Origin of the sequence: Microcoleus sp. A006_D1 (assembly GCF_036702805.1) — a bacterium.
Taxonomy (GTDB): Bacteria; Cyanobacteriota; Cyanobacteriia; order Cyanobacteriales; family Microcoleaceae; genus Microcoleus.
Window position 1 is genome coordinate 44652 of record NZ_JAUBVZ010000006.1, and the last position, 16240, is coordinate 60891.

At 44.3% G+C, this 16240-nt stretch carries 12 protein-coding genes and 1 other RNA gene; 10 read left to right on the top strand and 3 right to left on the bottom strand.

The genetic code is table 11. From position 1 onward, the window contains the following. Nucleotides 1-113 precede the first annotated feature (113 nt). Nucleotides 114-860 (top strand): dienelactone hydrolase family protein, encoded by a 747-nt coding sequence (locus QUB68_RS12560; RefSeq protein WP_332992748.1) that lies wholly within the window; start codon nt 114-116, stop codon nt 858-860. A gap of 160 nt (nt 861-1020) precedes the next feature. Further along, nucleotides 1021-1920, top strand: coding sequence for a S1 RNA-binding domain-containing protein (locus QUB68_RS12565; protein ID WP_332992749.1), 900 nt, complete (start codon nt 1021-1023; stop codon nt 1918-1920). A gap of 437 nt (nt 1921-2357) precedes the next feature. Here the strand turns inward: QUB68_RS12565 and QUB68_RS12570 are convergent, their stop codons facing one another. Next, nucleotides 2358-4595, bottom strand: a complete 2238-nt coding sequence (locus QUB68_RS12570; protein WP_332992750.1) for a GumC family protein — start codon at nt 4593-4595, stop codon at nt 2358-2360. A 1105-nt stretch (nt 4596-5700) separates the two neighbouring features. Between QUB68_RS12570 and QUB68_RS12575 the strand changes: the two genes are divergently transcribed. Beyond that, complete coding sequence (locus QUB68_RS12575) at nt 5701-7056, top strand: O-antigen ligase family protein (protein WP_332992753.1); 1356 nt, start codon at nt 5701-5703, stop codon at nt 7054-7056. Between the two features lie 263 nt (nt 7057-7319). On the opposite strand, the gene QUB68_RS12580 is transcribed toward QUB68_RS12575, so the two are convergent. Next, on the bottom strand, nt 7320-9485 hold the full coding sequence (locus QUB68_RS12580; RefSeq protein WP_332992754.1) for an ATP-binding protein: 2166 nt from the start codon (nt 9483-9485) through the stop codon (nt 7320-7322). A 369-nt stretch (nt 9486-9854) separates the two neighbouring features. Beyond that, nucleotides 9855-11138, bottom strand: coding sequence for a phosphoribosylamine--glycine ligase (purD, locus tag QUB68_RS12585; RefSeq protein ID WP_332992756.1), 1284 nt, complete (start codon nt 11136-11138; stop codon nt 9855-9857). 322 nt (nt 11139-11460) lie between these two features. Here purD and QUB68_RS12590 point away from each other — a divergent pair, with 322 nt between their 5' ends. The 7 genes from QUB68_RS12590 to QUB68_RS12620 all read left to right on the top strand — a co-directional run bounded on the left by QUB68_RS12590 (nt 11461) and on the right by QUB68_RS12620 (nt 16197). Continuing rightward, entirely contained in the window at nt 11461-12648 is a 1188-nt protein-coding gene (locus QUB68_RS12590; protein ID WP_442923077.1) for a 5-(carboxyamino)imidazole ribonucleotide synthase, read from the top strand. A gap of 50 nt (nt 12649-12698) precedes the next feature. Then, nucleotides 12699-12886: non-coding RNA, 6S RNA (ssrS, locus tag QUB68_RS12595), on the top strand. 303 nt (nt 12887-13189) lie between these two features. After that, nucleotides 13190-13777, top strand: coding sequence for a TetR/AcrR family transcriptional regulator (locus tag QUB68_RS12600; protein WP_332992758.1), 588 nt, complete (start codon nt 13190-13192; stop codon nt 13775-13777). Between the two features lie 92 nt (nt 13778-13869). Further along, on the top strand, nt 13870-14673 hold the full coding sequence (locus QUB68_RS12605; RefSeq protein WP_332992760.1) for a glutathione S-transferase family protein: 804 nt from the start codon (nt 13870-13872) through the stop codon (nt 14671-14673). Between the two features lie 150 nt (nt 14674-14823). Next, a complete protein-coding gene (rpmI, locus tag QUB68_RS12610) occupies nt 14824-15021 on the top strand; it encodes a 50S ribosomal protein L35 (RefSeq protein WP_332992762.1) in 198 nt (65 codons plus the stop codon). A 19-nt stretch (nt 15022-15040) separates the two neighbouring features. Continuing rightward, nucleotides 15041-15397: a 50S ribosomal protein L20 gene (rplT, locus tag QUB68_RS12615; protein WP_006634165.1), complete on the top strand. Its 357-nt coding sequence runs from the start codon at nt 15041-15043 to the stop codon at nt 15395-15397. 269 nt (nt 15398-15666) lie between these two features. Continuing rightward, a complete protein-coding gene (locus tag QUB68_RS12620) occupies nt 15667-16197 on the top strand; it encodes a tetratricopeptide repeat protein (protein ID WP_332992764.1) in 531 nt (176 codons plus the stop codon). Nucleotides 16198-16240: the final 43 nt, after the last annotated feature.

The following is a 16240-nucleotide window of genomic DNA, read 5'->3' on the forward strand; positions in this document are numbered from 1 at the left end:
CGCCTCTTCGCTAACGCGCCTTCGCAGTTCGTAAAAACCCTATTTGCAAATCGCCTAAAAATGCGATCGTTCAAGTTAAAATCTATAGAGCGACATCTACCTGAAAACTCACTATGACTAACTCAGAAATTCGCACAGCTAACGTCACAATTCCCAACGGAGATTTGCAAATCGCCGCTTACCTAGCCCAACCCTCCGCAGCAGGGCAATTTCCCGCAGTTATCGTGATTCAAGAAATCTTTGGCGTCAACTCGCACATCCGCGAGGTTACTGACAGGATAGCAAAGGAAGGATATGTGGCGATCGCCCCAGCCATTTATCAGCGCCAAGCCCCCGGCTTTGAAACCGGCTACACACCCGAATCCATCAAAATCGGTAAAGAATACAAAGAACAAACTACCGCATCCCAACTCCTGAGCGACATCCAAGCCGCCATCGATTACCTCAAAACCTTACCATCTGTCCAACAGCAAGGTTTTGGCTGCATCGGTTTCTGCTTTGGCGGACACGTCGCCTACCTCGCCGCTACTTTGCCCGAAATCAAGGCTACAGCTTCGTTCTACGGCGCCGGTATCGCTACGAACAGCCCCGGGGGCCCAACTCCGACGATCGCCCGCACAGCCGACATTAAAGGCACTCTCTACGCCTTTTTCGGCACTCAAGACTCCAGCATTCCCTCAGATCAAGTTGACCAAATCGCTGCCGAATTGCAAAAACACAGAATTCCTCACCGAATTTTCCGTTACAATGCCGATCATGGATTCTTCTGCGACCATCGCGGCAGTTACGACGCTACCGCAGCAGCCGACTCGTGGGTGCAGGTGAAGCAGCTATTTCAACAGGAACTTCAACCAGCTTAGAGAGTGGAAGATGGTAGAGGGGGAGAGTGGCGGAACATCTTCCTTCTTCCTTCAACAGATGACAACTGACAACTGACAACTGACAACTGTCAACTGACAACTGACAACTGACAACTGTCAACTGACTACTAAATTACTGACAACTGACAAATAAACTGACATGAATTCCAAATCTACAGGTTCTCAAAGCGCAAAACCATCCTTTTCAATGGACGATTTTGCTAAAGCCCTCGAACAGCACAATTACGAGTTCCAGAAGGGACAAGTAGTGCGCGGCAAAGTGTTCGAGTATGACTCAAATGGCGCGTATGTTGATATCGGCGGCAAGTCTTCGGCTTTTTTGCCGATCGAAGAGGCTGCTTTGAGAACGGTAACGGATTTGTCGGAAGTGGTTCCGCTAGACGAGGAACAGGAATTTTTAATTATCCGCGAACAAGATGCAGACGGCCAAGTTACTCTGTCTCTCAAACAGTTACAAATTCAGCAAGCTTGGGAAGATTTAGTTGAATTGCAGGAAACTGGTAAAGCGCTTCAGGTGCGGGTTTCTGGGGCGAATAAGGGCGGCGTGACGGTGGATGTTCAGGGAATGCGCGGTTTTATTCCCCGATCGCACTTAGCCGAACGCGATAACATGGAATCGCTAATCGGTCAATCTTTGACCGTGAATTTCTTGGAGGTCGATCGCGAACGAGAAAAACTCGTACTTTCCCAGCGGATGGCTACTCAATCGAATGCCTTCACTCAGTTGCAAATCGGTCAGTTGGTGGAAGGAAAAGTCAGCAGCATTAAGCCTTTTGGCGTGTTTGTGGACTTGGAAGGAGTTAGCGGTTTGCTGCACATCAAGCAAGTCAGCCAAAAATATATTGAGAACCTTGGACAAGTTTTTGCCCCTGGCCAACCCCTGAAAGCCGTGGTAGTTGACCTCGATGAAAGTCGGGGCCGAATTTCGCTTTCTACTCGGGTACTGGAAAATTATCCAGGGGAAATGGTGGATAAAATGGCGGATGTCATGGATACCGCAGAAGAGCGATCGGAACGCGCTAGAAAGACTCTTGCTTAAGTCTTGATATAATTAGAACCCCAACTTCTTTCAGCAGTCGGGGTTCTCACAGCCCGATCGTTTTAAGTTAAATTAGATTCCTTTACTTATCTGGCACTTTACATCGATTTCTTATACCATTCTCAAAAAATAATTCCACTTGTTACCAGGAAGAGCCTGGTAACGCAGATCCGGAGGCTCTGCCTCCTTTTACTTCCCAGATTATAGGAGAGAGGACTGTAGTCGTGGTTTAAATTATTAAATTTTTGTTCCTAAGTCATTAGACTTCTTGCAAAAGTCGGAAACTATTCAGGAAATTATCTGCGTTTATCTGTGTTTATCTGCCTTGCATCTGCGGTTGGCTTATCAATAAAAGATTTATGCAAGAAGTCTATTTTCTCGGGAAAATCTCACCTCGAAAATAATATTATTTCTGGCCGCGGCTATCTAACTCCATTTTATCGTCCTTTAACCCCATTAGCTACTACTCCAAATACTTTAAAATCGGCTATGTTTAGTTGATCTAAGGCTTTGCTTACCATGCCCCGATTGGTTGTTTCTATTTTTACTATCAGCACTGTACCATTAGTTTGAGAAGCTAGCAAATGACCGTCAGCTAAACCAATCAAAGGTGGCGTATCGTAAATCACTAAATCAAATAAAGTTAGGAATTGTTCCATTAAATAGTGCATCTTTCGGGAAGAAAGTAATTTAATTGGATCGGGGGGGATAGAACCCGCAGTCAGCACAAAAAGATTGTCATCGTCGGGCACTTGCTGAATAGCCTCATTTAAACTTAAATCAGAAGTCAAAGTATTACTTAAACCTCTAATATTTGATAGGTTAAAGTATGTGTGTATTTGCGGAGAACGCATATTAGCATCCACTAATAATACTCGTTTCCCCACAGCAGAAGCAGTTTTGGCTAAATAAACTGCTACAGTGGATTTACCCTCACCTTTAACCGTCGAAGTAATGGTTAAAGAACTTATCGGTTGGTCAGCACTTAATAACTGAATATTTGTGTATAAATAGTGAAAGGCTTCTACTAAAGGAAAATCTTTGTCATTTGACACTATTATTCGTCTTAAACTACCACTGTTAGTCGTTGAACTGACGCTAGTGAATTTAGCAGGAACAATTTCCCTTCTTCGAGATTTAATTTTGATGGCTTTGGCGATCGGTATTACTCCCAACAGCGGGCATTTAGTTGCCGATCTAATTTCTTCAGGAGTATGGAAAACAGTATTTAAAACTTCTACTAGGAAACCGATCGCAATTCCGAGTAAACTGCTAATAACGATCGCTATAGCTAAATGGCGCTTGGTTGGTTTTGGTTTGACTACATTGGGAGCACCATTGTCGTCTCTAACTAACTCTGGTTTAGCTATAACTTTCCAAGAGTTATTAATTTGACCGCTGTCTAGCTGTAAAGTTTTTTGTTTACCTAGGAACAGTTTAAGATTTTCTTTAGCTATGTCTAGTTCTAATTGTATCTCGTCATAGCGACGTTGAGCCTGCGGCATTTGAATTAGTTTGTCTTTCAGTGATTTTTGGTTGTTAGTTAGCACCCGCTGGCGAGATTCCAACTGTTGTATTTGTGCTTTCATCTGAAACAAAACAGATTTAGCTTCTCTTTGCATTAAATCGCGCAGACTTTGCTGCTTTTTCCGCAAAGATTTAATGGGAAGGCTATCTTCATAAAATTGAGTAGAGCTTAAAGCAACTTGCGACTCTATGTCATTTACTTTTCCCATTAAACTTTCATAAGACTTAGGACTGATTTCAACAATCCAACGATTATCACCCATTGTTGAGCGTTGATTGTACGTTTCATACAGCCGCCTATTTTGTGCTACTTGTGATTCTACTTCTACGAGAAGATTCGCCAAGTTATTTATCTGATCTGATAAAAGGCGACTGCCAACTTCTGGTTGATTAAAATTATATTTGGTTCTTAATATTTGTAATTCATTTTGCAATTTATCAACTTTTTCCTGAAGTTCTGGGATTTGTTTGTTGATAAATTCCATACCTTGATTGTTAACGGCCAAGCGTTCTTGGCGCATATATTCAATGTAATACTTTAAGGTTTCTTCCAGTACATCTTTGATACGGATAGAGTCTCGATCGCGATAACTAATTTCCAATAGTTTAGTCCCCGCCTCCTTACCATCTTGTACGAAACTAATACGCTGAATATTCAATTGGTTATAAAGTTGATTATAATCTAACTTTGGATATTTTGTTCGCAATCTGTTAAACAATGGTGCTAGCACTTCCGGGCTTTTCAAAAGCCGCGTTAAACTTTGATAGTCCACCGAGTAATTATCTTGAGCAGACGATTTAATTTTGCTCAATTCAAGGAGACCTAAACTATTATTTTGAGCTTGGACAAAGAGCTTTAGTAGTTGATCGTCAGAGGTAACGGGTTCTACTAAAACAGTAAATCTTCCTTCGTACTCAGAAATAGTTTTTTTGGCATTCAAGAGAATTAAACTACCAGTCATAGCAGCCAGGGTTGCAGTTACTGCGACCATCACCAGAGCGCGACGTTTGAGTACAGCCAGTACCCAATTCACATCAAGAACTTGGTCATCCTCTTCTGGGGAACTAGCTAAGTAATTAGCGGAAGATCCAGACACATAGTGACCATTTATCTCATTTTTTTGGAAAGGAAAGTATTTTTTATCCATAAGACAAGTGTGATTTAATTTCCTATTTTTTGAAAGTTTGAATTGCTATCGGAATTTGGGATGAACGATAATTCCACCAATCCGATTATTCACTACTGTCAGAGCAGTGTTAATCTTGTCTGTCCCGACAGGATTCCTCGATCCTGCCCCGATAAATATATCATTAACTTGAATAACTGGGTTGCTTTGAGCATCGAGCGATTCCTTGATTCAAATTAACTGGTACTGGGAAGCGGGAGCTAGTGCCATTAGAAGTCTGCCCGATCGCTTCAACAACTTTATCATATAGCGCGACTTGGTTTGAAACCACGAACACTGATAATTGCTGGATTTAAGTAGTATTAGGAAGTAATTTGAACCCCCCGGATTATTGATTTTTCCGATAACACTCACTGGCATATTCGCTCTCTGCAAAGCTAGAAGTAGCTAGAACATAAACTTATCTTGGGTCGATCGCGGTCGATGTCGGGATCGAGATGATATTCCTTCTTGTAGTATAGTATCTTGAGAGGTAAGTCGGTAGGCGTAAATAAGCCTTGCCTAAGTAACAGAATGTAAAGTTGTCAGAATTAAAGCGATTGCTTTCATCATAGAAAGCGGTTGCTAACGTTTCACTTGCTTTTGACTAGCAATGTAAGTAGATGAGTGGGAATATATATATATATTCCTTGCGAGGGTAACTCAGTAATTCGCTTTCGGTGGTGAGAGCAATACACATTTTGTTACAATCCGTAAGATTTATTGGCGTTTACCTACTTATTTTGCAGCAGATCTACTTATCTTATTTGGCAAATATTGCCTCAGGTTGATAGTCCCCCAGCGGAAACTTGATACTCCCCACTACGCTGTGAGAGATCGTAGATCTCAATAATTCTAATCTTATCTCCACCACCAAGATCGCAGTCAGTATTAATGCTTATTGGGGGGAACTCGACTGAGTGAGCTAGATCCTAGTCTGTTTTAATGCTTGTTGTGCAGAAGTGGGGCTGAGCGCGGTTGGTTTGAGGGTAGGAAACGCAACACAAGCTTTGGCTGTAGCCAGTGTAAAGCAGAAAAGGTTAATCATTTCATAGGTAGTAACAAATTTGAGGTTGGAGGTAAAGCGATGAAAGAGATTTTAAGGGTTCCGATGTTTGCTTTTATGCTTTTGTGTGTCGTGGCGATCGCCTTTGTGACTGTTTATATTTTAGTCGCCCGCCATCAAAAATTTGCTGCCAGATTAGAAAAAATTTTTGTAGGCATACTTTTTTTTACTATCACGAGTAGCTCTGGAGTCACACCCACGATTTTTCAGAAACTCCATCCTAGCATTTTCATGAACTTAGAAACTACAGCGCCAACTATTATCGGTCAACTTGCCATTTATTCCGGCATGATGTTGATTTTAATTCCTCGGTTAAGTAAAACTACCAGAAATTTAGTTAATGTAGCTATAAAATGGATTGTAGGAGACTGTTTTTTTTGTTTGTTTTTGTTGATGATGACTTTATCTCCCTTGTGGTCACAAACTCCCGAACATAGTTTTCGGGCTGTTTTGACTCTCTGGGGAATCACGCTGGTTTCTATCTATGTAGGAAAACAATATAGTTGGGTAGAAATTTATGGGTTGTTGAGATGGCTTAGTTGTTTATTGGCTTTGTGGGGAGTCGTGAAAACAAATCCATCTCCGGACGGCTGTTGGACGGGAATTTTGAGCCATAAAAATCCTTTTTCTTTTCAAATGGCTAACACTGCTTCTTTATGGATTTTATATGCGGTTAAGGAAAAGAAATATAGATATTTTTCATTATTTATAACTCTCATAGCTTTAATAGGATTGCAAAAAGGTTGTAGCGGTGCTAGTAGAATTCTGACGGTGATATTAATCAGTTTTTGGGTTTATTTGTCCCTCTTGAAAAAATTACCTGTAAAATGGGCTTTTCTCTGCTTTCTCTTGTTTTTGGTGGGCAGTATATGTATTGGTATTCTGGTGTTAAATAATTTAGAGGCTATTGTTGTGGATGGTTTGAAAAAAGATATGACTTTAACGGGTCGGACAAACTTTTGGCCTTTAATTATTGATAGGATTAATCATCAGAATCCTATATTTGGTTATGGAATGTCAGGATTTTGGCAATCTTGGCGGGGCTTAGAAGACCCAGCTTACGGAATTATAGATGTTAAATCCGGTTTTGTACCACCACACTCCCACAATGGTTTTATTGATATACTTTGCGAACTGGGTTGGGGCGGATTGTTGTTGTTTTTTTTCTCACTTTTAAATAATATATTTAGAGGTATAAAGTATCTGATTAAAGAAAGTTTTCCCGAGTCAGCTTTGCCTTTGTATCTATTAACATTTATGCTAATGACTAATTTGACTGAGGGGGGATTATTGGCGATTGGTACTTATTGGTGTTGGTATGTAGTTTTATCGGTAAGATTGAGCTTAGATACGACAGCTAAGGATAATCAACACTGATGATTTCAGTATTTTTTCAGGCAGAGCGATCGGGAGATTTGAGTGCGATCGCCTTGACTGCGGGTCTGAACTCCAAGGATAGCTGAATAAGCTTGGGATCTTACAGTGCGATCCTCTGCGAGGGCTTCGCTAACGGCAAAACCTGTGAAAATTTGAATTTGGTTAATTTACCAGAACTTAGGCAACGATCCTATGAATAGGAGCAACCACGGGAGATTGCCCCTACAATAGGCTAGATGTGGAAGGCTGTGGGTAAGTTCTGTTTAGTTAACATGACTCGAAATTGTTTCACTTTCCACCTGTGCTTCTAGCGGCCAAGCATTTTCCATCTCTAGTGCTTGTTTGGGCTGATAAACTGGTAAGTCAAACCAGAAAGTGGTACCAACATTAACTTCGCTAACTAAATTAATTTTAGTGTGGTGCTTGTCAATAATGTTTCTGACAATAGAGAGACCTAATCCCGTTCCTTCCAGAGTGTGTACTCGGTTTTCTACCCGGAAAAAGCGATCGAAAATTGCTTGTTGGTCTTCGAGATCTATGCCAATCCCAGTATCAGAAATTTCGATCCGCACTACCGGAAAATGGCTGGAATTCGGTGACAAGTTGTGGTTCCCGGAAACGCCTTCTTTGCGGGCGGGCGCCTGCGACTCTAGCAAATACGCTCGAATTGCCACCTTGCCGCCGTACTCAGTGAATTTTAAGGCGTTTCCTACTAAATTCCCGAATACTTGCAGCAGTAAGTCGTAATGACCCAAAGCGGGCGGCAAATATGGGTCAACGTCTTGCTCTAATTGGATGCCTTTATCCTTGGCATTTAACTGATAAGTCCGCAGGGTTTGTTCTACTGCTTGCGGCAGGTCAACTGCGTCTAATTGATAAACTCGGCAGGATTCCAGGCGCGATAAGTCTAACACGTCGTTGACTAAACGGGTGAGACGATCGGTTTCTCGATTGGCAATTTCTAGGAATTCCCGGCGCTCGCTTTCTTGAAGGTCTTCTCCGTATTCGTAGAGAGTTTCAATAAAAGATTTGATATTAAATAAAGGTGTTCTTAATTCGTGAGAAACATTGCTGATAAAATTGCTTTTAGCCTCATTTAGTTCTACTTCGCGAGTGATGTCTTGCACTGTCATGGCAATGCCTTTGAGACTTTCGCGGTACTGTCCAGAACCTTGATGCTTCGAGGTTTGCTCGTAGAAAGTACACTCGATCGCGATCGGGCGCTGTGACTCGGTGCAGGTATTTTCCTCATCGCGGATGCAGCTTTTGCACAGCGGTTCGGCGCCTGGGGCTTTGTGGAGAATTACTGTGGTTAGCAGAATCCGAATTGTGCGGTTGACTGGTTCGCTCAGAGAAATGCGAAATTCGCCGCCTTCGCGATCGCCTGCTGCTATTTCTTGCAGCGGTCTTGCTAAATCCCGCTGCACTTCCGCAGGTAAAATCTGTAGGAGGTTGACTCCTATCGCATTTTTACCTTCCCAGCCAAAAATCCGTTGGCCTGTGGGGTTGACTAACATCACCTGCAAATTTGCGTCCAGCAACAGAGCTCCGTCAGCAATAGTTGAAACCAAAGTTTCTAACTTCGCTTTTTCGGCTGTCAACTCTTCAATATTTTGTTCTTCATAACTTTCGAGTTTCTGGGCCATCTCGTTAAAACTGCCAATCAACTCGCCCAATTCTCCCCCTAAAGGCAGGTCAACTCGCTGCTTGAAATTTCCGCCTGCGATATTTTTGACCCCAAAGACTAATTGTTTAATGGGGTAAGTAATTGTCAGGGCATTAAATACAGCGCCCAAAATAACCATCACCCAAATGGTGACAAATACTGCTAAAGTGACATCCCTAGTCAGATTTGAAGAGATCACTGCTGCGGGATTTGGGTTAATGCCGATCGCCAGCACCCCCAAATATTTGTCTTCGTGAATTAGTGGCACAAATACGTCAGTAACTTCTCCATCTGGCGTCAAATGCTGCCGCACCAAAGGCAAAGAAGTCAAATTTCTCGCCTCAATGTCGGCGATAAAATTATCCGGGAGTTTAATTTGGCGGCGCAGTGTTAGGGAAGTTCGCACCTCGGATTCAGAGAAAGGTATCCCCAGAAAAATATCCCCTGCATCGTCGGCGTACAGCATATAGCGGACGCTGGTGGTGCTGCTGTAAAATTGGCGGGAAAAACGGGCGACTTCAGAGCGATCGTTTTTCGCAATCAGCGGCGCCACATTTGCCGCCAACAACAGGCCGAGGTCGCGGCCGTAGCGAGTATCGTTAAGTCGGGCGTCTTGCTGGATAGTATTCACGGCCCAGAATGTTAGGCCGCTCATAATTAACGAAACTACGAGGGTAGCACCGGCCATCAGGCGAGTCTGGAGGGTAAAATCCGACCACCAGCGGGCAATAATTTCTCCGATTTTGTTTAGTATGGCCAGCATTTCACCAGTTCACCAGTTCAATATTAAAAGCAAGATTAAGTCATTGGGCATTGGGGCATGGGGCATGGGGCATTGGGCATTGGGCATTGGTAGTGCGAGCGTCCCCGCTCGCTTTCCGTCATTGGTCATTGGTCATTGGTCATTAGCGATCGGGCAAGGAGGTAAAAGTAAAGAAGATATACACAGCAATCTTTTTAGCGATCCGTATTTTACGTTTAATTAAGTGGATTTACTTAATTGAGTTTGTGGTCGATCGAATTTTCTGCTGCGACTTGGAAGCTACCGCCACCGCATCTGATACCAAACTTCATTGTTACATTTCTACACTGAGATTGCTTGGCTTTCGGATGGCGGCCGAGCGCGCAATTCCTAATTTTTATCGCCCAAAGCTCGACGGCCGATGTCGCGGCGGCAGTAAACCCCTTCAAATTGGATGCAATCAACTGCTGCGTAAGCTTTGGAAATAGCCTGTTCCAAAGTTTCTCCCGTCGCAGTGACGCCCAAAACCCGGCCGCCGTCGCTCACCAACTGCTGCTGCTTCAACTGGGTGCCGGCGTGAAACACTTCTGCCCCTTTGGCTTCAGCTTCCTCGATACCTGTAATAACTTTGCCTTTTTGGTAACTTCCAGGATAGCCCCCAGAAGCCAAAACTACGCAAACAGAAGCCCCCGACTTCCAGCGAATGTTGGAATATTCACCGAGACGCTGCTGACAGCAAGCGAGCACCAAATCTTCTAGGGGAGTTTCCAAGAGGGACAAAACCGCTTGAGTTTCGGGATCTCCAAAGCGACAGTTGAATTCTAAGACTTTGGGTTCTCCTTCCGGCGTAATCATTAAACCTGCGTAGAGGACGCCCCGATAGTCGATGTTACGTTTTTGCAGCGCTGCGAGGGTAGGTTCGAGAATTTCCGCTTGAATTCTTTCCATGAGTTCTGGGGTGACAATTGGCGCTGGGGCGTAGGCTCCCATACCGCCCGTGTTGGCTCCCTGGTCGCCTTCACCGATCGCTTTATGGTCTTGGGCCGGCAGCAGCGGTTCTACTGTGATACCGTCGGTGAGGGCGAGAATGGAGACTTCTTGACCCGTTACATATTCTTCAACGACGACTCGGATGTTGTCAGTACCGAATTCGCCTCGGAAAATGGTATTGATGGCGCTGTGAGCCATTTTGACGGTGGTGGCAACGGTGACTCCTTTGCCTGAGGCGAGTCCGTCTGCTTTAATGACGATGGGGATTCCTTGCTCCACAACGTAGGCTTTAGCTGCTTCTGCGCCTGTGAATACGGCAGCTTTGGGTGTTGGGATGCCTGAAGAGAGCATCAATTCTTTGGCCCAGGATTTGCTGGATTCAATTTGGGCGCCGGCTTTGGTGGGGCCAAAAATCATCAGTTTTTTCTGTTGGAAGTAGTCAACGATGCCTAGCGATAGGGGCAGTTCGGGGCCGACTATCACTAATCCGATGTTGTTGACCATCACAAAGCGTTCGATGCCTTGGAAGTCGTCGATGTTGAGCGACAGATTTTGACAGCCTTTGGTGGTAGCTGTGCCGCCGTTGCCCGGTACGCAGAATACTTGTTTAATCCGCGTAGATTCTAGCAGTTTTTTTGCGATCGCGTGTTCGCGACCTCCGTTCCCCACAACCAAAACTTTCACAGCATCCTCACCTATAACTTTTGTTCCCTGAAGGTCTGATTTTCAGTGTTTGCACCTGTCTATCTGCTTTTTGCAGTGCTGTCAATTATGCCATGCTTGGCGCTACGGAATTGCTAGATGTGGCACTTTTCTGGAGGGCTGCGGCTCAACCGCTGTTTCCCTACTGCTGGGTTCGTGCAATAATTAAAGACTTTCGCCGCCCATTTTTTTTAGGTTCTGCCTCGAAAAAATCATGCAATTAAAACTCTTTTCTGGCTTTTAACTGTTCAATTAATCTAATTCATCCGGGTACAAATCGCGATAAAATAGGAAAGTTGACACCATGAATTTTACTCACATGAAATCAAATCAAACCGCTGCGAGTTCGTCTGCAAAATTTAAGCGGGTGGGCGTTGTCGGTGGCGGCCAGCTAGCTTCGATGATGGGGGATGCTGCTAGCGCGCTGGGTATTGAATTGGTAGTGCAAACTCCTAATGCTACTGACCCGGCTGTTTCTGTTGCTGCTGGTGCTGTTTTGGCGGCTGTTGATGATGTTTTGGCTACGGCTCATTTGGCGGATGGCTGTGATGTTATTACTTTTGAAAATGAGTTTGTGGATTTGGATGGTTTGCGGACATTAGAACAGCAAGGTGTGTTATTTCAGCCGAGTTTGTCGTCGCTTTCTCCGTTGTTGGATAAGTACGTGCAGCGCTGTTATTTAAAAGGTTTGGGTTTGCCTACTCCGAGGTTTTGGGCATGGGATTGCAGCGCGGATTTGCCGATCGACTTTCCGTTTGTGGTCAAAGTTCGCCGCCACGGTTATGACGGCCAAGGTACTTTTATTGTCAAGGATCGCGAGAGTTTTGAGTCAATTAGTGCTAAGCTAGCAGGCCAGTCTTTGCTGGTGGAAGAGTTGGTGCCGTTCGATCGCGAGTTGGCTGTGATTGCAGCTCGATCGGCAACTGGCTCCATTGCGATTTACCCGATCGTGGAAACTCAACAGCTTCATCAGGTTTGCCGCTTGGCGATCGCACCTGCGGATATTAGTTTAGATGTGAAAACGGCAGCTTGTGCGATCGCCCATACTCTCCTCAATAGCTTAGAAGCTGTCGGCATATTCGGCATTGAATTATTTTTAACCAGCGACAATAAGCTGTTAGTCAATGAAATTGCACCCCGCACTCACAACTCGGGACATTTTACAATCGATGCTTGCGAAACTTCACAATTTGAACAGCATTTGCGCGCAGTTTGTCAACTGCCTTTAGGCAATTGCGATCTGAAATGTGCAGGTGCTGTGATGGTAAATTTGCTCGGCTACGAGTCGGCTGAGTCCGATTATTTAGAGAAACGAAAAGAACTGGCACAAATCAGCGGCGCTTTTGTACATTGGTATGGTAAGAAAGAATCGCGTCCCGGCCGCAAACTCGGTCACGTTACTGTTGTGTTGGACGGGGAATTGGGGGGAATTGGGGGAAAGTCCGCTAGTGCGATCGCTCAAACCGTAGAATCCATCTGGTATGCAAGTTAAATTGCTCAAAGCTTGCCAAAATCTAGTTAGTTGCTGTATATTAAATAAAGGTTCTACTGCGACGTTGGTGACTGCCAATAATGTTTTTTTGATCTATAACTCTTAACTCTCGGGAATCAAGATGTTTGGACAGCAGTAAACTGGGCTTGTACCCAGAAACTTTAAGTCCGAGCCAACGGTGCCCACCTGGTAAAATACCAGGTCAAAAGCTGAGGTAAGACGGCGTTGCGGTGAACCATCATAAAATTGATTGAGATAGGCGCTGTGAAATATGGCTAGCCTATTTTTTTTGATATTAAACGTAAAAATTTCCACTTGTGGTGTAATATCATGGCCGCAGAGAACGACTATATTCGTTTGTAATGAGGAGTTTAGTCCTTTGATGGATGCGGACTAAAGTCCGAACGATCAAACCAATTTGACTCTGGGTCATTAACAGGGCATAATATAAGTTTTATGAATTTGCGATCGCCCCTTGCAATTCATCGTTAACTCTGCTATTCTTCAAAAAAGACCGATAGGTCTCTTGGTATCGCTCAAAATGTCAAAAGCTCAAGAAACCAGAGAAAAAATTCTCAGGGAAGCCGCAGCACTGTTCAATCAGTACGGCTACTCCGGTTCTTCTATGTCTGACATCATGCGCGTTACAGGCTTGCAAAAAGGAGGAATTTACAACCACTTCCACAGCAAAGATGAGCTAGCCTTGCAAGCCTTTGACTTTGCCGCCGAATGTATGCGCCAACAATATATCGGGGCTTTGAAAGGAAAAAAGAATGCGGTCGATCGGCTAAAAGCTATGATATTTGTATTTAGCAACTTTGCCGAAAATCCTCCAATCCCGGGCGGCTGTCCCCTGTTAAACACAGCAGTTGAAAGCGATGACGCTCATCCAGCTTTACGCCAGCGGGCGCAAATAGCAATGGATGGTTGGCGCACTTTAATTTGCAAAATTGTTGACAAAGGAATCGCTAAAGGTGAGGTGCGAGAAAATGTCGAAGCTGATGCAATCGCAACTATTGTGATTTCAACGTTGGAGGGGGCGATAATGATGAGCAAACTTTACGGAGATGCGATTCACATCAAAAGAGCGATTGCTCACTTGCACGACTATATCGACAATCAACTTTAGCATCAGAGCAATTTTTTTTGTAGAAAAACAGACCGTTCGGTCTCAAAAATGCGACAGCCAAATTCACCATCACGAAAATTAAGGACAAATTCATGTCAAAATATGCAGATAACCCCATGAATCGCCCAACAGTTGCCAATTCCGATCGACTCCGCCTCATCACTATTCCGATTAGCCACTACTGCGAAAAAGTTCGCTGGGCGCTAGACTTGCTAAAAATTCCGTACATTGAAGAAAAACACGTACCAGCTTTTCACAGCTCGGCTACCCGCAAATACGGAGGCAGCAGCGTTCCTGTTTTAGTTACTAAATCTGGCAATTTTACCGATTCAACAGATATTTTGCATTATCTCGATACAATAAATTCATCAGGTTTTCGCTTATATCCAGAAGAACCAGAATTGCACCGAGAAGTCGAAGAAATGGAAGAGTTATTTGATGCGAGATTGGGGGTAGATATTCGTAATTGGGTATATTTTTATCGATTGAGCGATCGCAAAACAATGCGAAAAGCTTGGTGCAAGGGGACGCCCCTGTTTGAGCAAGTTGGATTTGAAATAGCTTTTCCGTTTATTAGCGCCAAAGTGCGACAAGTCTACAATATTACAGCAGAGTCAGCCGCCATTTCGCTGCAAGGGATTCGGCAAGTTTTCGAGACAGTGAATCAAAGGTTAGCAGACGATCGCCCGTATTTAGCGGGCGATAAATTATCGGCGGCTGACTTGACTTTTGCCGCGCTAGCTGCTGCCGTTTTGCAGCCTGCGGAACACCCGGTTTTCGTGGCTAAGATTGAGGAATTGCCGATCGAGATGGCATCAGTAATTAGAGAATTGCAGGCAACTCCTGCCGGATCTCACGCACTCCGCTTGTACCGAGAGCAGCGTCGCGTTAAGTAATCTCAAGCCCCGTTAAATACAAAAAATCGTCAAATTCTCTGCCCAACTGCGCCTCTCCCCAACTCCCCAAATCCCAAGCCGCAAATCTCCCTTGCACAAAGTAGCACAAACGTGATACCGTTGAAGCTTGTGTCCAAATAACACCAGTCCATGCCAAAACTCAAAACTCGCAAAGCAGCCGCAAAGCGCTTTAGAGCGACCGGCACCGGTAAAATTGTGCGCCGCAAAGCTTACAAAAGCCACTTGCTATCTCACAAAAGTTCAGCTCGCAAAAGCCGCTTGTCTAAATTGGTCGTCATTGACGAAACCAACGACGGTAACGTGCGGTTAATGCTTCCATACTTGTAAAGTTTAACGGTAATCAACGATGACACGGGTAAAACGCGGTAATGTCGCCAGAGCGCGCCGCAAAAAAATTCTCAAATTAGCTAAGGGTTTCCGAGGCGCACAGTCCAAACAGTTCCGCACAGCTAACCAACGGGTGATGCAAGCCCTGCGTAACGGTTATCGCGATCGCAAAAAACGGAAACGCGATTTCCGCCGCCTGTGGATTGCTCGGATCAATGCCGCATCGCGCCAACACGGCACGAGCTACAGCAGACTGATCGGCAACATGAAAAAAGCCAACATCGAAATCAACCGCAAAATGCTGGCACAAATGGCAATCATTGACCCGGCAACATTCGGTAAAGTCGTGGAAATGGCTAATCGAGCCGGAGCGTGAAAGCTCGATCGGTCTTGATAAGGAAGAAAGCAGAAGTAAGAAAGATTTAGCTATCTGCCAGAGAAGGAAAACTCCTGATAAATTTAGGAGAGTGAGACTAATTTCCTTCTTTGTTCTTACTTCTGGGTTCTTGCTTTTTCAGAAATCGCGATCGGGCTAGTCGCTCGCCATTTCGGTGTTTTTTATACAGTGGCAGAGGCAAATCTCAACGATTGCTAGTGTATTAAAATAAATAAAACCTTCCACAGACCTACCTAATTTAAAAAAACATGGATACTAAATTGCTGATTATTTACATATCAGTTCTGCTGATTATACTAGGCAGCAGTTCCTGGTTTATTGTGCGCCAGATTCTCACAACTCGGAAGCTGGAAATGTCTCTGGAACGCTTAGAAAATAAGCTGACTACAGAAAAAGGAACTGTAGAGGAATACTACGAATTGGGAAGTATCTACGTAGACAAGAAACTTTACTCCCAGGCGATCGTACTATTTCAAAAAGCCCTGAAAACCAAAGACTTAGAAGGCGAAGAAGATCTAGCTGTTCTTTACAACGCCCTCGGTTTTGCACACTTCGGCCAAGAACAGTACGACATCGCGATCCGCCAGTACAAAGAAGCCCTGAAGTTGCAGCCCGAATACGTTACATCTCTCAACAATCTGGGTCATGCCTACGAGCGCAAGAAATTAACCGCTCAAGCCTTGGAAATATACGAACAAGCTCTCGTCTGCGATCCAGACAATGCCACAGCCAAACAGCGAGTAGAGTCCCTGAGGAAGCGTTTGGTAATCTATAATTGAGCGCCGGTGTTACGATCACTTGCAGTTCCCGCAAACCTGGTTT